At 68.0% G+C, this 18,105-nt stretch carries 16 protein-coding genes; 5 read left to right on the top strand and 11 right to left on the bottom strand.

The genetic code is table 11. From position 1 onward, the window contains the following. Positions 1–26: 26 nt before the first annotated feature. Genes SNAS_RS17350 through SNAS_RS17340 form a run of 3 tightly spaced genes read right to left on the bottom strand, consistent with a single transcriptional unit; the run spans position 27 to position 2,307 of the window. Positions 27–452 (bottom strand): effector-associated constant component EACC1, encoded by a 426-nt coding sequence (locus SNAS_RS17350; RefSeq protein ID WP_041625001.1) that lies wholly within the window; start codon positions 450–452, stop codon positions 27–29. Further along, positions 359–1,360 (bottom strand): DMT family transporter, encoded by a 1,002-nt coding sequence (locus SNAS_RS17345; RefSeq protein ID WP_013018751.1) that lies wholly within the window; start codon positions 1,358–1,360, stop codon positions 359–361. The genes SNAS_RS17350 and SNAS_RS17345 overlap by 94 nt, the downstream gene beginning before the upstream one ends. Further along, positions 1,357–2,307 carry a threonine ammonia-lyase gene (locus SNAS_RS17340; RefSeq protein ID WP_013018750.1) on the bottom strand — a complete coding sequence of 317 codons (951 nt, stop codon included), beginning with the start codon at positions 2,305–2,307 and terminating at the stop codon, positions 1,357–1,359. Before SNAS_RS17340 ends, SNAS_RS17345 begins: the two co-directional genes overlap by 4 nt. 167 nt (positions 2,308–2,474) lie before the next feature. On the opposite strand from SNAS_RS17340, the gene SNAS_RS17335 reads away from it, so the two are divergent. Next, complete coding sequence (locus SNAS_RS17335; protein WP_013018749.1) at positions 2,475–4,415, top strand: hypothetical protein; 1,941 nt, start codon at positions 2,475–2,477, stop codon at positions 4,413–4,415. Between the two features lie 48 nt (positions 4,416–4,463). Here the strand turns inward: SNAS_RS17335 and SNAS_RS17330 are convergent, their stop codons facing one another. The 7 genes from SNAS_RS17330 to SNAS_RS17300 all read right to left on the bottom strand — a co-directional run bounded on the left by SNAS_RS17330 (position 4,464) and on the right by SNAS_RS17300 (position 12,790). Further along, complete coding sequence (locus SNAS_RS17330; protein WP_144300536.1) at positions 4,464–4,841, bottom strand: hypothetical protein; 378 nt, start codon at positions 4,839–4,841, stop codon at positions 4,464–4,466. Between the two features lie 90 nt (positions 4,842–4,931). After that, positions 4,932–6,557 carry an ABC transporter ATP-binding protein gene (locus tag SNAS_RS17325; RefSeq protein ID WP_013018747.1) on the bottom strand — a complete coding sequence of 542 codons (1,626 nt, stop codon included), beginning with the start codon at positions 6,555–6,557 and terminating at the stop codon, positions 4,932–4,934. A gap of 2 nt (positions 6,558–6,559) precedes the next feature. Further along, the gene (locus SNAS_RS32910) at positions 6,560–8,203 is read right to left on the bottom strand and encodes a GNAT family N-acetyltransferase (RefSeq protein ID WP_013018746.1); all 1,644 of its coding nucleotides are present in this window, start codon (positions 8,201–8,203) and stop codon (positions 6,560–6,562) included. Positions 8,204–8,207: 4 nt separating this feature from the next. Next, a complete protein-coding gene (locus SNAS_RS17315; protein ID WP_013018745.1) occupies positions 8,208–9,380 on the bottom strand; it encodes an anhydro-N-acetylmuramic acid kinase in 1,173 nt (390 codons plus the stop codon). Positions 9,381–9,394: 14 nt separating this feature from the next. Continuing rightward, on the bottom strand, positions 9,395–10,282 hold the full coding sequence (locus SNAS_RS17310) for an ABC transporter permease (RefSeq protein WP_013018744.1): 888 nt from the start codon (positions 10,280–10,282) through the stop codon (positions 9,395–9,397). Beyond that, entirely contained in the window at positions 10,279–11,247 is a 969-nt protein-coding gene (locus tag SNAS_RS17305; RefSeq protein WP_013018743.1) for an ABC transporter permease, read from the bottom strand. Before SNAS_RS17305 ends, SNAS_RS17310 begins: the two co-directional genes overlap by 4 nt. Before the next feature lie 16 nt (positions 11,248–11,263). Further along, complete coding sequence (locus SNAS_RS17300; protein WP_013018742.1) at positions 11,264–12,790, bottom strand: ABC transporter substrate-binding protein; 1,527 nt, start codon at positions 12,788–12,790, stop codon at positions 11,264–11,266. 117 nt (positions 12,791–12,907) lie between these two features. Between SNAS_RS17300 and SNAS_RS17295 the strand changes: the two genes are divergently transcribed. From SNAS_RS17295 to SNAS_RS17280, 4 genes are all read left to right on the top strand, one after another. After that, positions 12,908–13,936 carry a MurR/RpiR family transcriptional regulator gene (locus SNAS_RS17295; protein WP_013018741.1) on the top strand — a complete coding sequence of 343 codons (1,029 nt, stop codon included), beginning with the start codon at positions 12,908–12,910 and terminating at the stop codon, positions 13,934–13,936. Between the two features lie 243 nt (positions 13,937–14,179). Next, the gene (locus SNAS_RS17290; protein WP_013018740.1) at positions 14,180–15,481 is read left to right on the top strand and encodes a condensation domain-containing protein; all 1,302 of its coding nucleotides are present in this window, start codon (positions 14,180–14,182) and stop codon (positions 15,479–15,481) included. Next, entirely contained in the window at positions 15,471–15,713 is a 243-nt protein-coding gene (locus SNAS_RS17285) for an acyl carrier protein (protein ID WP_013018739.1), read from the top strand. Before SNAS_RS17290 ends, SNAS_RS17285 begins: the two co-directional genes overlap by 11 nt. Then, positions 15,710–17,137, top strand: a complete 1,428-nt coding sequence (locus tag SNAS_RS17280; protein ID WP_013018738.1) for an AMP-binding protein — start codon at positions 15,710–15,712, stop codon at positions 17,135–17,137. The genes SNAS_RS17285 and SNAS_RS17280 overlap by 4 nt, the downstream gene beginning before the upstream one ends. Here the strand turns inward: SNAS_RS17280 and SNAS_RS17275 are convergent. Beyond that, positions 17,099–18,073: a helix-turn-helix domain-containing protein gene (locus SNAS_RS17275; RefSeq protein ID WP_013018737.1), complete on the bottom strand. Its 975-nt coding sequence runs from the start codon at positions 18,071–18,073 to the stop codon at positions 17,099–17,101. The genes SNAS_RS17280 and SNAS_RS17275 overlap by 39 nt on opposite strands. Positions 18,074–18,105 lie beyond the last annotated feature (32 nt).

The following is an 18,105-nucleotide window of genomic DNA, read 5'->3' as shown; positions in this document are numbered from 1 at the left end:
CAGCCTAGGAACCGGGCCCGTGCCGGTCAATCGTCGATGGCGGATCTTGTGGAGTTCTGATGGATGTCGGGTTGCGGTTCGTCGGCGATCTCGGCGTCGATGATGTCGCCGGAGACGGCGGACGTCAGCGCGGGCGGGGGCGGTTCCTTGTCCATGGCGATGTAGGCCTGCCGGATCTTGTGGGGATCGGGACTGGTGGTGACTTCCAGCGACTCGCCGTTGGCGGCGGTGACGGTCACGACCGGTCGTTGCGCGGTGGGCTTGGCGCGCAGGAACATCGCCAGAGTCATCACCAGGGTCGCCAGCTGCGGTGGGCTGCGCAGGGTCGCGGTCACCGTGTCGTCGGTGTATTCGAGATTCAGTTCGGCGGCCTGCGGGAACCGGGTGATCCAGGCGACGATGTCGTCGCGAACCGCCGCGTCCGCGGCGACGTCGACGGAGACTTCAACCATTGCCGTCCTTTCGGTCGTGGCAACACTATCGTTCCGGCGCCGAAGCCCACCGCCGTCATCAGCAGTACACAGCCGATCAGCTGCACAATGGACGGATTCTCTCCCAAGAGGACCATCGCCAGTCCCATGGTGAGCATCGGTTGCAGCAACAGCAGCAGGCCCGACACCGCCAGCGGCAGCCGGGGCAGGTTCGTCGTGATCAGCAGCCAGCCGAACACCTGCGGCCCCAGTGCCAGCAGCAGCATCCAGCCGTGCGCGGGCCAGCTGGGTGCCATCCCGCCGTCCCCGGCGGCCAGCACCGTCAGCAGTGACACCGCGAAGGCCACGGCGGTCACGTCGCGCAGCGCCGCGACCGGTTGCGCCGCACCGAAACGCTGCGCGTGCCGCATGACCATGAGGAACGCGCCGTAACACAGTGAGTTGGCCAGCCCCGCCAACACACCCAGGCTCGGGTCGGTGCCGGTGGCCTGGCCGCCGAGCATTCCCGAGACCATCACGACGCCCAGCAGCGCCGGAGGCAGGGCCAGCAGCAGCCGTCGCGGCGGTCGTTCCGCGAAACACCACCACGCGCCCACGGCGACCACCAGGACCTGCAGATTGCAGATCACGGTGGCGATCCCGGCGCCGATCAGGGCCACCGCCAGGTTCTGCATCAGGGTGGCACCGGCGAACAGCACTCCGGCCACCAGGCACCAGGCCCGCTGGCGCGGGTCGCGCGGCAGCGGCCGTCGGCGCCAGGCGATGACGGCCAACAGCGCCAGCACCGGCACCGCGTACCCGGTGCGCAACGCCGCAGTGGTGGTGGCGGGCAGGTCGGCCAGCTTCACCAGCACCGCCGAGGTCGAGATCAGTGCCGCACCGAGGATTCCGGTGAGCAGGGCCCTGTCGCCCGAGACGGACCGGTTCACCGCGCCAGTTCCGCCGCGAGAGCGCGCACCTGTTCCGGACGCGGGTTGGCGCCGGTGAGCACGGTGGCCACCCGCCGCTGCGCGACGTCCCCGGCGGCGATGGCGGCCAGCCCGGCGGCGGCCGCCGGTTCCAGCAGCACCCCGAGTGTGCGGGCGGCCAGCGTCATGGCCGCGCCGATCTGCTCGTCGTCGACCAGCAGGATCTCGTCGACGACCTCGCGGGCCCGCCGCACCGCCACGTCGAAGGGCGTCTGGATGCTGATCCCGTCGGCGAAAGTGTCCACTTCGGGCACACTCACCGCGCGGCCCGCCCGCAGGCTTTCGCGCATGCTGGCCGCGCCCTTGGCGTTGACGCCGATGACGCGAACGTTCGGCCGCTTGGCCTTGAACCAGGTGCCGATCCCGTTGATGAGGGCGCCGTCGCCGACCGGCACCACGACGGCTTCGAGGTCGTCGATCGCGGCCAGTTCCCGGCCGATCGTGCCCGCTCCCTCGGCCACCCGCACCTCGCGACCGTCCTGCAGGCAGCGGACACCCGGGTTGCGGCTGGCGTAGTCCTCGGCGGCGGCCCGCGCCGAGGCACCGTCGGGCCCGGCCACGGTCACCGTGGCGCCCAGGGCTTCCATACGGGCGCGCTTGTCCGGGTTGATGGATGCGGCGACGAACACCTCGACGGGGATGCCGTGGCTGCGTCCGCAGTACGCCATCGCCTGCCCGAAGTTGCCCGCCGAGGCGCACACGACCTTGCCGCGGGGTTCCAGGTGGCGCAGCAGAAAATCGGCGCCCCGGCCCTTGAAACTGCGGATCGGGTTGGCGGTCTCGAGTTTGACGGTGACGGTGCGCCGCAGCGCCTCACTGAGCCGGTCGTCGACATACTGTGGAGTGTTGAGGAATACCGGGTCGATGGTGGCGGCGGCCTGTTCGATGCGGGCCAGATCGATGTCCATGGTGGTCACTTTCGGGTCGGGTCAACGGTCGTCTCGACCCTAATCGAACAGGCGATCTACCCGATTGAAAGTTTTGGCACCTCAACGCAATATTTTTGCGCCACTATACACGTGGTGTATACATGCTATGTATAGTTGGCGCCACCCGTTCACCCCTGGAGGTTCTCATGCGAAAGCGTTACGCCGTAGCGCTTGCCGTCGCCGCCGCGCTGCTCGCCAGCGGCGGCATGGTGTACGCCGATCCGTTTTCCCCCGCCGACGCGGCCGGCCCGGCACCGGCCGCGTCGGCACCCGTCGTCGTGACCCTGCCGACCGGGGACAAGGTCCGCGTCACCGGCGATGGCGCGCTGATCCCGGCTTCCGGCGACGAGACGTTCGAGTTCTACGCCCCCCGGCTGCCCGGCGGCGACCGGATCGCGGTTCCCGTCGACGTCCTCGACGACGTGCGCTCCGGAGAGACCGACGCCCGACTGTTCAATGTCGACGCCCTGCTGCGCAACGGGTACACCGACGCCCGCGACGTCACCTCGCCGGGGAGACTCGGCAAGTCCTTCATGGAAGGCGACGCGGGCGAATCCAAGGCGGCCACCAAGGTCACCGTCACGTTCTCCTGGCTCGACGGTTCGGTACCGGCGGCGGCCGGAGGCATCTGGACGAATCTCGACACCGGTGACTTCGACTTCTTCGACGCCGACAAGGGCACCGCGACCGTGGAACTCCCGCCCGGCGACTACGGCTTCGTCGCCGACATGGCCAAAGCCGACGGCGACGACTACTCCGATGTGGTCGGAACGGTCGCCGACCTGACGGTCACCGACGAGGCCGCTGAATTGACCGTCGACGGCACCAAGGCCAAACCTGTCGCCTTCAACGTCGACGCCGCCGACGCCCAGCCACAGACCCAGTCCCTGGAGTTCTACTCCCATCGCGCCGACGACGACGGCATCGGCAGCACCTATCTGCTGGGCCCGAAGACGAAGCTGCACGCGATCCCGTCCGAGAAACCCAAGGATCACAAGGCCGGGCTGACCCTGCGATCCGAACTGGCCAGCCCCGCCGACGCCGCGAACCCCTACAGCTACAGCCTCTTCTCCGTCACGGAGGAGGGAATCCCCGCCGACCCCTCCGTCACCGTCCACGACGACGCACTGGCGGCCCGGAAGGCGAACTACAACAGCATGGGCGCCGAGGCGGACATGGCGCGCGCCAACCTCAGCTACCACAAGGTGTACGAGCCCACCGCCTACCAGCCGTCCGCCTCGGTCAAGGTCCCGTCGCAGCGCACCGAGTACTACACCGCCGACCCCGACGTGGAATGGTCGCTGCTGGGCAGCTTCGAAGGAGCCAACGACGAACGCGTCGACGACGTGTTGCACCACAGTGGCGCGATGGAACCGGGAACCCAGGACATGCCCTGGCTGTCGGGATCCGCGCTGTCGGTGGGAGTCTCCGACCCGCTGTTTCCGTACTACGGTTCCGGAATGGAGCGCTGGCCCTACGCCGACGAACCCGAACTGCTCACCCGACCGCCGATGTTCAACACCGGCGTCGAAGGCGAGACCATCACCTCCTGGGGCCTGAAGGGCCAGGCCGTGATCAGCAAGGACGGCAAGGAACTGGGCAAGAGCGACGACGGCGCGGCCGTGACCGCCCAGCTGCCCGAGGACGACAAGGGACGATACAAGGCCACCTTCGACGGCGAACGCGAGGCTACCTGGACACCGCTGGGCACCCGCTCCACGGCGACCTGGGAGTTCGACTCCGCTCCGGTCACGAAGGACACGGTGCTCGACCTGTCGGCGGTACGGTTCACCGCCGCCGGAATCGAGGGCGGATACGCCTCCGCCGACAAACCGCAGGACGTCGAACTCGACTTCACCACCCAGCCCGGCGCCGAGGACCGCACCTGCGCGGACATGACCTTCCGGGTGTCCTATGACGACGGAAAGACCTGGCAGGACGTCACGATCGAACGCGACGGCGACCACGCCACCGCCACACTGGAACACCCCGACGGCGCGACGTTCGTGTCGGTGAAGTTCACCGCCGAGGACGACAAGGGGCAAACCGTGGAGCACTCCACTATCCGCTCCTACGGCCTGAAGTAGCGCGATCCACAGTAGGGTGGCTCGCGATGACGCGAGCCACCCGATGGGTTAGTTCCAGGCGCGGGCTTCGTAGGTGTGGGTGGTCATGGTCGGGTCCCACACCGTGACGTGCGCGATCGAGTAGGGGTAGTTGGAACAGGTCGGCTGGAACGGCGGGTCGTCCACCCGCATCTTGCCGCCGCAGTGGGGTGAACCCTCGACGTTGGGCGACACCGACCACTGCACCTCGTTGTTCGCGCCCGCCTCGGCGTCGACGTAGACGTGCAGGTCGACGCCCTTGGTCACGGTGAAGGTCTTGGTGCAGGAGCTGGCGCCCACACACGAGGCCTTGCTGGACGTGTCGGCGACGGCGGTGTAGCCGCCGACCACTCCGGCCGCGGTCAGCGCCACGCCCGCGATCGCTATCAGGGTCTTCTTCTTACGCAAAGTCGTCTCCATATGGGGGTCGTGCTCGGACCATATGGAGTATGTAAGCGGGCGGCGGAAATTGCCCGCCAGCCGAACGAACTCGAACGTCTACGTGGCCAGGCCCGCTCCGGGGATGGCGGCGAGCAGTTCGCGGGTGTAGTCGTCCTGCGGGTTGGCGAAGATCGCCTGCGGTGTCCCGCTTTCGACGATCCTGCCGTCGCGCATGACGTGCACGGCGTGGGAGATCAGCCGCACCACCGCCAGGTCGTGGCTGATGAACAGGTAACTGAGCCCCAGTTCGCGTTGCAGTTCGGACAGCAGCTCCAGGATCTGGGCCTGCACGAGCACGTCCAGCGCCGACACCGCCTCGTCGAGGACGACGAGGTCGGGCGACAGCGCGATGGCGCGGGCGATCGCCACCCGCTGGCGCTGGCCGCCGGACAGTTCGTGGGGGAGCCGTTCGGCCATCGTGGACGGCAACGCCACCTGGTCGAGGAGCTTGACAACGGTGTCGTGGCGCGATTTCTTGTCGCCGACGCGGTGAACCCGCAGCGGCTCGGCGATGGACTGTTCGACGGTGTATCGGGGATCGAGTGACGCGTAAGGGTTCTGGAACACCGGCTGGACGCGGCGGCGCAGCGCGAACGTCTCCTTCTGGTTCATCGTGGTGATGTCGGCGCCTTCGAAGGCGATGCTGCCGGAGCTCGGCTTCTCCAGTCCGAGAATCAGGTTGGCGGTGGTGGACTTGCCGGAGCCCGATTCCCCCACGATGGACACGGTGTGGCCGCGCGGGATGGTGAAGCCGACCTCGTCGACGGCGGTGAACTCGGAGCTAGAGCCCGAGGCCCGGATCGGGAACCGTTTGGTGAGCTTGTCCACGGTGATGAGATCGGTGGCGTCGGGACGGGCTTCGGGTTCCAGGGGCCCGGCGACGGTGGTCGCGGAGGTGAGGCTGGGTGCGGCGGCCAGCAGCCTGCGGGTGTACTCGTGTTGCGGGTCGGCCAGGATGTCCTGCGCGCCACCGGATTCCACGATCTCGCCGTGGTACATGACGGCGACGGTGTCGGCGCGTTCGGCCGCCAGGGCCAGGTCGTGGGTGATGAGCAGGACGCTGGTGCCCAGGTTCGTGGTGAGGGTGTCCAGCTGGTCGAGGATGCGGCGCTGGAGCGTGACGTCCAGGGCGGAGGTCGGTTCGTCGGCGATCAGCAGGCTGGGTTCGCAGGCCAGCCCCATGGCGATGAGGACGCGCTGCCGCATACCGCCGGAGAACTCGTGCGGGTACTGGCGAGCGCGCCGCTCCGCATCGGGGATGCCGACGCTGTCGAGCAGTTCGACGGCGCGGGCGTGGGCGGTCCTGCCGTGCGCGCGGTCGTGGACCTCAAGCGCCTCGGCGACCTGGTCGCCGACGCGCAGCAGCGGGTTGAGGTTGGACATGGGGTCCTGTGGGACGAGCCCGATCCCGGCGCCCCGGATGGCCCTCATCCGGCGTTCGCTCAGGTCGGCGAGGTCCTCGCCCTTGAACAGGACCTGGCCGGAGGTGATGCGCCCGTTGGCGGGCAGCAGCCGGTTGACGGCGGCGGCCGTCGTGGACTTTCCGGAGCCGGACTCGCCGACCACGGCGACGGTGTGGCCCTGCGGTACGTCGAGGCTGACACCGTTGACGGCGGTGACGTCGGATCCGTTGGTGCGGAAGGCCACCGACAGGTCGCGGATACTCAACACTGGCTGGTTCATGGTCACCTTCGCGCTTTCGGGTCGAGGCCGGTCAGTTGGGTGTTGGCCGCCGTGCGGGCCAGCGACCACAACTCGTCGTTGGGTACGGGGTTGTCGGTTCGCGCCAGCCGGTTGGAACACAGGGCCAGTGCGACACCGGCGTCGGGGGAGAAGCCGACGACGCAGCCGACGAAACCCGGATGTCCGTACATAGTGGTGGTCTTGCCGTCGGCGGTGAACCGGTAGCGGCGGAAGCCGAGTGCCTGTTCGGCATCGGGCCCGTCGGTCAGGAAGGTCTCGACGACTCGCGGGTTCCACAGTGAGTCGTGATCGCGGTAGTGGGCCAGGGCCCAGGCGTAGTCGAGCAGGTCACCCAGCGTCGAGAACAGTCCGGCGTGGCCGCTGACGCCGCCGAAGGCGTGGAAGGCGTTGCCGTCGTTGACTTCCCCGGCAATGGGGCGCGAACGCCAGCCGCCGAAACGGGCATCGGACTCCAGTACCGGGTACGGCACGCCGGTGGCGACCATGCGCTGTTCGGTGACGTCACCGGGGGCACTGACCGCGATGTCGGCGATGGCGGGGCTGGTCGCGGTGCGGTAGCCGGTGGCGTCGAGGCCGAGCGGCTTGGTGACCAGGTGTTTGACGGCCTCGTCGAGCCGTACGCCGGTGATGGCGGCGATGACGCGGCCCAGCAGGATGAAGCCGAGGTCGGAGTAGTGGCGAGCGGTGTCGGGGCGGTACCGCAGCGGAAGTTGTTCGACGTAACGGATCGCCGTCTCGCCGGTGCGGCCGTTGAGGTAGAGGGGCTGCCATTCCCACAGTCCACCTCGGTGGGTCAACAGCTGCCGGATGGTCACGGTTTCCTTGCCGTCGCCGGTGAATCCGGGCAGGTAGCGGGCGACGGGGTCGTCCAGGTGGACGTGTGCGGCGGAGACCAGGGCGATGAGCGCGGTGGTGGTGGCGAGGATCTTGGTGATCGAGGCCAGATCGTGGTGGGTGGACAGCGTCATGGGTTCGGCGGTGTCGCCGAGGGAGCGGTTTCCGGTCACGGCGGTGAACTCGCCGCCCGCCGTGCGTAGTCCTATGGAGACTCCGGCGGGGGCGTCGGGGCCGGACGCGACGATGTCGCTGGCGGTCCGCCGCAGTGCGCTGGATCGGCCGGGATCCGGGTCGGAGCCTGCGTATTCGAGGCGCAGTTCCTCGACGTCGAACCCGGCCTGCACCCGCGAGGTGCCGTCCAGGACCCAGCCTTGGCGCTGGTAGAAGGCGATGGACGGGGCGTTGTCGGCGAACACCCACAGGTGGAAACGCGGGGCGTCGAGGTCGCGCAGCCCCGCGACGGCGGCCGACAGCAGCCGGGCGCCGATGCCGAGTCGTTGCGCGCGAGGCGAAACGTACAGCGACTGCACGATCCCCCCGTGGTCGGGGCCGAGCTCGTAGCGGGTGACCCCGAGGACGGCCCCGGCCTCGGAGACCGCGACGATCGCCGCGCCGGGCGCGGTGCCCGTCAACGCCCGCGTCCACAGTCGTTCCACCAGTTCGGGAGTCATCGTCGCGATGGCCCGCTCGGGCAGGACGGTGGCGTAGCTTTCCCGCCAGCAGGCGAGCATCACCTCGGTGATCGCGTCGAGGTCAGCCGGACCGGCCGGGCGCAGCGTCACGGTCATGGCGTCACTTCCCTGGCTCCAGCACAAGAGATCGCGGTGCCCGGGTCAGCGGGGTGGGAAGCGTCAGCGGTCCAGCGCCCGGCGTCAGGGTGCCCAGGATCCGGGCGGAGCGGGCGCCGGTGCCCGCCGGGTTGCTGCCGGGCAGGCCGTGGGCGGTGCACCAGCCGATGAGCGCGAACGCGATGGCCTCCTTGTCGTCGGCCGGTGCGCCCAGCGTGTCGGAGGAGGCCACCTCGGTACCGGTCAACGCGGAACGCAGTCCGTCCATGATGACGGGATTGTGGGCGCCACCCCCGGAGACCAGCAGTTTCGTCACCCCGGCGGCCCGGACATCGTCGGCGACGGTGCGGATGGTCAGCTCGGTGAGGGTGGCGACGAGGTCGGCGAAACCGATCTGGCTTCCGGCGGTCGCCACGGCCTGGTCGACATAGCCGATGTGAAAGTGCTCTTTGCCGGTGCTTTTGGGCGCGGGCAAACGATAGTAGGCGTCGGCGAGCAGCACGGCCAACAATGCCTCGTCAACGGTGCCGGACGCGGCGATCCGGCCGTCCTCGTCGAAACCGGCGGGATGGCCACCGTGGCGGACCACGGCCGCGTCGATGAGCGCGTTGGCGGGTCCGATGTCGTAGGCGGTGACATCGCCCGCGCCACGCGGGATCGAGATGTTGGCGATGCCGCCCAGGTTCAGTGCGGCCGGGACGCCGTCGACGCCCGCCAACAGAAGTGTGTCCATGTAGGACACCAGTGGCGCGCCGTGTCCACCGGCGGTGATGTCGCGAATCCGCACGTCCGACAGGACGGGCGCTCCGGTGCGTTCGGCGATCCACGCGGGTTGCCCGATCTGAAGGGTCCCATGCGCGTGGCCGCCCTCGACCCAGTGGTACACGGTCTGGCCGTGCGAGACGATCAGGTCGACGTCGCCGGACGCGAGGATCGCCTCGGCCGCCGCCGACGCGAAAGTCTGGCCGATGAGGGTGTCCAGTTCGCACACTTCGGACAGTGTCGTCTCGGCGGGAGGCAGGGCTGCGGCCAGCCGGGACCGCAGCCCGGTCGGGTACGGATGGGATCCGGTGTGGACGATACGGCCGTGCAGGCGATCCCCGTCGGCTCCGAAGTCGACGATCGCGGTGTCGATACCGTCGTGCGAGGTACCGGAGATCATTCCCAGGACTCTCATGCGCGCTCCCGTGTTCACTTGCGCCCCCGACCGCGAGGATCGTAGACGTCACGCAGGCCGTCACCCAGCAGGTTCAGACCCACCACCAACAAGACGATCGCCAATCCCGGGGCCAGCATCGTCCACGGTGCCACCGTGACCAGCGTCCGGGCGTCCAAGATCATCAGACCCAGCGACGGCGCCGGGGGCGGCGTGCCCAGCCCGAGGAAGCTCAGCGCCGCCTCGGTCAGCACGGCCCACGACAGCGACAGCGTCACCTGGACGATGACGATGGAGGTGATGTTGGGCAGCACGTGCCGCAGCATGATCGCCGAGCGCCGCTGTCCGGTGGCCACGGCCGCCTTGACGTACTCGACCTCCCGCAGCGACAGCACCGGGCCGCGCACCACCCGCACGAAGATCGGCACGTACACGATGGCGATGGCCACGGCGATGGTGAACCAGTCGCGGCTGAACACCGACGCCAGCGCCAGCGCCAGCAGCAGCGGCGGGAACGCGAACAGCACGTTGGTGACCGCGCTGGTCGCGCCGTCGGCGAAGCCCCGGTAGAAACCGGCGACCAGCCCGCCCAGTGTGCCCACGACGGTGGCGAAGGCGACCGCCACCACCGCGATCAGCGCCGAGTTGGCGACCGCGGCGGCGACCCGGGCGAAGACGTCGCGTCCGAACTGGTCGGTGCCCAGCAGGTGCTCGGCCGAGGGCGGCAGCAGCCGCGACGGCGGGTCCTGCGCGACCGGGTCGTGCGGGATCAGCCCGGCGAACGACGCCAGGCTCAACAGCGCCAGCACCGCGATCAGGATGAAACCGATGAGGCCGGAGCGGCTGCGCAACAGTTCCCGGAACCGGCCCGGTGTCGCGGGCGTGTCGAGCCGGGTCAGTGCGGGTTGGGTCAGGTCGGTCATGCGCGCACCCGGGGGTCGATGGCCCGATACAGCAGATCGGTGGCCAGGTTGACGAGGACGAAGGCCAGCGCGATGATGAGCACCGTGCTCTGCACCAGCGCGTACTCCTTCTGCTGGATGCCAAGCAGCACTTGACGTCCGATGCCGGGGATGGAGAAGATCTGCTCCACCACGACCGCGCCGCCCAGCAGGTAACCCAGTTGCAGACCGGTCATGGTCACGATCGGGATCAGCGCGTTGCCGAGCACGTGCTTGACCTGGAGCCGACGGGCCGGTACCCCCTTGGCGCGGGCGGTGCGGACGAAGTCCAGTGACCGGACCTCCAGTACCGCCGTGCGCGTGGTGCGCATGATGGGCGCGGCGATCCCGAAACCCAGCACAAGGGACGGCAACAGCATCTGTTGCAGATTCAGCAGCGGATCCTCGACGAACGTCACGAAGACCTCGCCGTTGGGGTTGAAGCCCAGCGTCGAGGCCAGGATCGACAGCGACAGCGTCGCCAGCAGGAACGCCGGGATCGACAGACCCGCCAGACCCACCAGCTGGCCGAAGCCGTCGCGGGCGGAGTCCGGTTTGGACGCCGACAGCATGCCTAGCGGGACGCCGATCAGCAGCGCCAGCACGATGGCCAGCACCGCCAGCTCCGCGGTGACCGGCAGCGCGTGCAGCGACAGGTCCAGCACGCTCTCCTGCGCCCGGGCCGAGAAGCCGAGGTTGCCGGTGAACACGTTGCCCAGCCACGAGAAGAACTGTTCGACGAGCGGTTTGTCGAGACCGTAGTAGCTTTCCAGGGACGCGCGCTGCGCGGGCGTGAGCGCGGCCGCCTCGGTGCCCAGCCCCGCGGTGATCTGGTCGCCGGGGATGGCCCTGAGCATGACGAAGATGAAGATCGCGACGCCGAACAGGGTCAGCAGCGTCTGCGCGATCCTCTGGATCACCCGATTGCGGACGAGTGTGCGGATCATGTCGGTGGCGTATTCCTTAATCGACGGACGTGGTGCGTAGGTATTGCAGCGAACCGCTTTCCAGGGGTGTGAACCCGTGGACGTTCGCGGTGGTCGCGGTGTAGGTGAACCCGGAGAACAACCAGATCCAGGCCGCGTTGTCCTCCAGTTCCCGGCCGACCTTCGTGTAGATCTCCTCCCGCTTCGCGAGGTCGCTGGTGGAACGTCCCTCGGCGAACAGCTTGTCGAGCGTGGGCGAGCTGTACCCGGCGACCTTGTTGAGGTTGCCGGTGCTGGTGAAGTAGCGGCCATACATGCCGTCGGGGTCCTCGCGGCCGCCGTTGAGCGCCACCGCCGCGTCGAAGTCGGCGCCGACCCACGCGTCCACGAACGCCCCGGACTCCAGCACCTCCAGGTCGAGCTCGATGTTGGCGTCGGCCAGTTGCGACTTGAGGTTCTGCGCCTCGTCCACCGAGGTGGCGTACTCGCCCTGCGACACGATGGTCTTCAGCGTGAGACTGTCCTTGCCCGCCTTGCGCAGGTACTCGGCCGACTTGTCGAGGTCGCGTGTCGGGCAGGGCCGGTCGTCGGGGTCGGAGAGATAGTCCGGCGAGGTGATCGGACCGGTGACCTTGCCCTCGCCGAATCCGGCGGTGTCCAGGACGGCGGACCGGTCGATGGCGCACTGCACCGCCAACCGGGTGTTCACATCGGACAACACGTCGCGTTTCGCGTTGAGTTGCAGCGCGTGGTAGCTCAGCTGCGAGGTCTTGGCGACGTTCAGGCCGAGGTCCTCGGCGGTCTGACCGACGACGGGGTTGTCGAACACCGCGAACTGCACGTTGCCCGCCTGCATCGCGGCCAGGATGGAGTCGTCGTCGGGGATCACCCGGAACTCGACGCTGTCGAGCTTGGGGGCCTCGCCCCAGTACGCGTCGTTCTTCTTCAACTTCAACGTCTGGCTGGGTTTGCGGGAGTCGAACGCGAACGGCCCGGTCCCGTTGGGTTTGGCGGCCAGCTGCTTCTCGGTGTCGTCGGACGACAGCATCGCCGTGTTCACCGAGGCGAGGTTCGACGGCAGTGCCGCGTCGGGCCCGGACAGTTTCAGGGTCACGGTGTCGGCGTCGGGTGCCGTCACCTTCTTCACCGACGCCAGCGTCGAGGCCGCGACCGCCGCGGTCTTGGGGTCGCGGATCTTGTCGAGCGAGTCCTTGACGTCGGCGGAGTCGAACGCGCTGCCGTCGGCGAAGGTCACCCCGGAACGCAGGTGGAAGGTCAGGGTGCGGCCGTCCTTCGAGGTGTCCCAGGACTCGGCCAGGCCGGGCACCACCTTGAGGTCCTTGTCGAACTCGGTGAGGGTGCCGTACAGGTTCTGCAGCACCGCGATCGACTGGAACTGGGTCGCCTTCCAGGGGAACAGCGCGTTCGCGTCAGTGGTGACACCGATCACCAGCTTGCCCGGCTCCGCCTGCGAGCCGGAACAGCCCGCCAGGAGCAGCGACAGGGTGGCGAGAGCACCGATCACCGCCGTCAGGCGGCGACCGAATCGCGAAGCTGGTGACATCAAACCTGGCTCCTGGGATAGGCGCGACGGCTGTCGTTCCACGTATCGCCGCACGTGAGAGGCAGTACGAGGCCAAGCCGGGGCACAAAAGTACCTCAACCTTATAAGTTATGGAATATGTGTCCCACTGAACGAGCCGATCCCCGCACCGTCCTGGTGCGGGTGCGCGCCGCCCTGCCCGGCCTGCGGCCCTCCGAACGCCGGATCGCCGAGGCGATCCTGGACGACCCGCACGCGACCGCCGGACTCACGGTCGCCGAACTGGCCGCCGCCTGCGACACCTCGACCACCACCGTGGTGCGCTTCTACCAGCGCATCGGCTACGGCCGTTACAAGGACCTCCGCCTTGACCTCACCCGGGAGGCCACCCGCGAACAACTCGAGACGGCGAACCTGCCCGCCGCGTCCGGCGACATCGACCGCGACGACACCATCGACGACATCATCGCGAAGGTGGCGGCCAACGAGACGCTGTCCATCGCCGACACCGCCGAAATCCTCGACCGGGACGCCCTCGCGCGCGCCGTCGACTGTGTCCTCAACGCCCGCCGCGTCGACAGCTTCGGCGTGGGCGCCAGCGGTTTCGTGGGCCTCGACCTGCAACAGAAACTGACCCGCATCGGCCGCACCGCACTGTCCTGGCTGGACACCGACGCCGCCTGGTCGGCCGCGGTCACCCTGGACGAGCAGTGCGTCGCCATCGCGATCTCGCACACCGGCACCACCGCGGCCACCGTCGAGTTCCTGGCCATGGCCGCGGCCGAAGGCGCCACCACCATCGCGATCACCAACCACGACAACACCGCCCTGGCCGAGACCGCCGACGTCGTGCTCACCACCGCCGCCCGCGAGACCCGGTTCCGCTCCGGCGCGCTGGGCAGCAGAATCGCCCAGCTCATGGTGGTCGACTGCCTGTTCACCGGGGTGGCGCGGGCGTCATACGACGCATCGATGTCGGCGCTGCGCAAGACCTACGCGGCCGTGCACCGCAAGGGCCGTGGACAGCGGTTATATCGCCGGATCGTTATTCGGCGCCGACGGCCGGGATCTCACTGGGTTCGGGCGTACCCGCGGTGGCGCGCCACAGACCGAACGCACCGAGCCCGAGGACCGCCGCAACGAGGAGAACCGACGCGAAACGCTTGAGGTACCGGTGATCCCGCCCACCACGAGGTACGACATTCTTGGTCGCGAACTTACTGCTGTATACCGCCATATCAAAAACCCCTCCGCTTACGTCGTCACAGCTAAGACGCACGGACCCCGGATATGGTGGCAATACCCGGATGGTGATGTCGGCGACATTTCGGTCGGGATGGGAAGCCGACCCGTTGGTCCACATCAGGACATTTAGTGGCGCCGGTTCGGATGGGTTCGTAGCGTTTGCCGATGGAACGAGGGCTGACGCAGGCTCAGCGGTACTCGCTGACCTGGCTGCGAGACCAGCGAGAGCTCGGCACAGACGTTCCGGCCAACATGATCGTGATGCCGATCAGGTTTCGCACTCGCATATCCGACCGACAGATACAAACAACCATTGGCCGCCTCGTGGAACGTCACGAATCGCTGCGAACCGGGTTCTGCCTGCACACGCACGAGTGCGGCCCCGTGACGTTTGTTCAAAAGGGAATATCGGTGTCGGTGAAGGTGCGGCGGGTCAACGACACGTCGATGGCCTCCGACGACGTCGCCTCGGCCATCGACGAGATCGCGAACACGCGGCTTCCGCTCAGCCAACCACCCCTGCTCACCACTCGCATTCTTCGCGCTGGCTTTGCCGACGTGCTGGTGCTCGTCGGTGTCGACCATCTCGTCTTCGACGGTGCCTCGGCCACACCGTTCTTCGACGAGTTCGTCGACCTGCTGGCCAACCCCGCCACGGCCCTGCCCCCGGCGCGGCAGTTCGCGGACTGGATCGCGTGGCAACGAACCCATCTGGACGGACCGGCCGGCAAGGAGCTGCTGGACTACTGGCGCGGCACGCTGGGCGAAGCCGGACCGATGCCCCGGTTGAACGTCCCCACTGATCCCGATTCGGGGCGGACGTCGATGCAGACACACGCTGTCCGCGTCAGTTCCGTGACTCCCGAGTGTCTGCGCACAGTGGATATCAAGGAGACGGTGACGCCGTTCATGGTGGCCATGAACGTTGTCGCGCGGGCCTGCGCCCACGTATTGGACCTGCCTGATCTGGTGATTCACACACCGACCGCGAATCGTGGATCGATGGCGGCGAAAGGTGTGATCGGCTGGCTGGCGCATTCCATGCCCGTGCGGGTTCGCATCGGCTCGCGGACCACGTTTCGGCAATCCCTGAGTCAGGTGCGACGCGCGGTCTTGGGCGCGATCACACACAGCGATATGCCGTTGCTCGTCCTGCACCAGCATCTGCGGCCGGACACATTCGACGACATCCGACTGGGACGCATCTATTTCGCCTATGAGAAGCCGAGCAGTACGGTGCGTCGCTTCCGTGAGAGTACGGCGGAGCTGTACACGGTCCCCGGCGGATACGCCAGCAGCACTGTGGGCAATGGAATCACCATAGTGGTCACGGAGTTCCGGGATCACCTCGCCGTTCGCGCGGTCGCGCAGCCGGACATCGCCACACCGATACTCCATCAGCTGATTGATCGGATAGAGCAGGAATTCGGTGCTCTGGACCGTCCGAAGGAGAGCCGTGAAAGCTAGAACCCACATCGAAAAGGTCATCGCCGACGAGGCCGCCACGGTGCTCCAGCTGGATCATCTGGACACGGACGCGAACCTGTTTGACCACGGCTGCGACTCGATGCGCGCCATCGATATCGCGATGAGACTCGAAGCGGCATTCGACGTCGACATGACAGTGACCGACGTTTTCGACTATCCAACGGTGCGATTGCTGGCGGAACAGGTGCGGCGGCGATCGGACTCGTCATGACGTCGCCGTCGCTCATCGATGACTTCAAGGACGCCAGGCGAGCGCTCGCCGACAGGGTCTGCGTGCGAAGCGGCGCAACGGTTCGCACCTTCGGCGAGATCACCGAGACCGCCCGACGTCTGGTCGCCGCCTTCGACCGTAATGGCGTGAGCCGCGACAGTGTGGTCGAAGTGGAGGGCGTGCCCGGGCCCGGTCTGCTGTCGGCGTTGCTGGCGATGCTGTCGTGTTCCGTCCCGTTCCAGCTGGTGACACCACCGCGCACTCGCGCCGTCGACCCGTTCGACGACACCGCCGTCTTCCTGCGTGTCAACGGTGACCGCGTCCCACTGACCGCGCTCGCCGACGCGAACCCCAGCACCCGTGATCTCCCGTCGCCCGCCATCACCGGCGACACCCCCGCCTACCTGATCGAGACCTCGGGTTCCACTGGGGACCGCAAACGAGTCATCGGGTCGTACACGGGCCTGAGCCGGTTCTTGCGATGGGAACGCGACACGTTCCACATCGGCGGCGACGATCGGGTGGCAGCCCTGACATCGCCGACCTTCGACGTGTCGCTTCGCGAACTGCTGCTTCCCTTCGCCACGGGAGCCGAACTGGTGGTTCCGCACCGATGGCCCCTCAGCCCGGGCCGCATCACGCCATTCATCGCCGAGACCGCCGCGACCGTGGTCAACGTCGTGCCGAGCCTGGCCGCCTACGCGACCAGCACTCACCCCACGGTGACGGCACCGAGCCTGCGACTGACCCTGTTCGCGGGGGAGATGTTGCCGCACACCACCGTCCGGGCGTGGCAACGGTTCGCGCCGCACTCCGCGACAGTCAATCTCTACGGCCCGACGGAGACCACCCTGGCGCAGTTCGCCAACGTGATCGACGAACCGGTCCCGGGCATCCAACCGGTGGGGTTCCCGTTGCCCGGCACCAGCTTTCGCATCGTCGACGGCGAGGTCGTCATCGCAACCCCCAACGGCTCCCTCGGCTACGCCGACGAACCCGCCACCGACCGTCTCATCCGCGACGGCGGCATGACGACCTTCGCTACCGGCGATCTGGGACGCGTCGAACCCGACGGGGCACTGATGCTGCTGGGACGCCGTGACGACCGCGTCAAGGTACGCGGGATCTGGGTCAACCTCACCGATGTCGAGCAGACCCTTCGCGATGCCCTCAACCGCGAGGAGATCGCGGTCGTGACAAGCCCCAATCCACTGGGGGTCGACATCGTCGCCGTCATCGCCGGAAGCGAACGCCACATCGACAAGGCACTGCTGGTCAAGACGATCGCCCATCGCTGTGGCAGCGCGGCCATACCGTCCGCGTACCGGTTCGTCCCGCGACTGCCGCGACTCGCCTCGGGGAAGATCGACCGGCGGCGATGCCGTTCACTCGCGGTGGATCCAGCCGCGCAACCCGGCCTGTAGTCCCGCCTGGAACCGGGTCCTGGCACCCAGACTGGCCATGAGCTCCTGAAGCCTGCGCTGGAAGGTCCGTGGGGACACCCCCAACTGCCGGGCGGCGGTGCCGTCGGAGACCCCCGCCGTCAGCAGGCCCAGCAGCCGCTGCATGTCGTCGGTGAGACCCGGGGCGGACGCGCCGTCCAGACTGAGCGGCATCGCCTGGGCCCACACCGCTTCGAACAAAGCGTCGAGCGCCTCCAGCAGTCCGGACGGGTGGACGACGACCATGCTGGCGATCTCCTGCGGGTCGGCTTGCAGGGGAAGACATCCGAACCTGTCGTCGACCAGGATGAGTTTCACCGGGACACCGGACAGCACCCGCGCCTGCTCGCCGAGCGTGACACACTCCTCCACATCGGAACGCAGCTGGTGGGCCTCGCTGGCGAAACTCTCGGGGTCGTAGACCACGCGGTAGCGCACTCCGGAGCCCAGTTGCCGGTTCTCGACGGGAACCATGACGGACACCGGAATCAGGTACGGGGGCCGGTCGATCGATCGCACCTCGCGGCGGGCGGCGCGCTGGATCTGCTGGATGCGTTTCCACACTGCCTCCGGACCGGAGACCACCTCCAGCAGTTCGGCCGGGTCGCGGCGGTTGGCCGCCTCCCGGAACCGGGTGGTGAGCTGCTGGGCCGCCAGCCGGGCCCGCTTGAGCTGTTCCTCCTGCTCCACGATCAGCACTTCCAGCGCGATGTCGGGCGGCACCGCCGAATACGACGCGGGCTGTCCAGGATGGCGGGTCACCATCCCCTTGTTCTCCAACAGTTCGAGGGTCTCGGCGAGCTGGTCGCCGTCCATGCCGCTGTCGTCCCGTAGGTCGGCCAACAGCGCGGGGGAGTGCTCGATCAGCGTCGCGTAGAGGTGTTGCTCGGAGACCGAGAGTCCAAGCGCGTCAAGCATTCCCACAGGCTAAGTGTCCACGCCGGGAGCGT

Origin of the sequence: Stackebrandtia nassauensis DSM 44728, from assembly GCF_000024545.1 — a bacterium.
GTDB lineage: Bacteria > Actinomycetota > Actinomycetes > Mycobacteriales > Micromonosporaceae > Stackebrandtia > Stackebrandtia nassauensis.
Note: the sequence above shows the minus strand (reverse complement) of the source record. Positions and strands in the feature narration are given on the sequence as shown.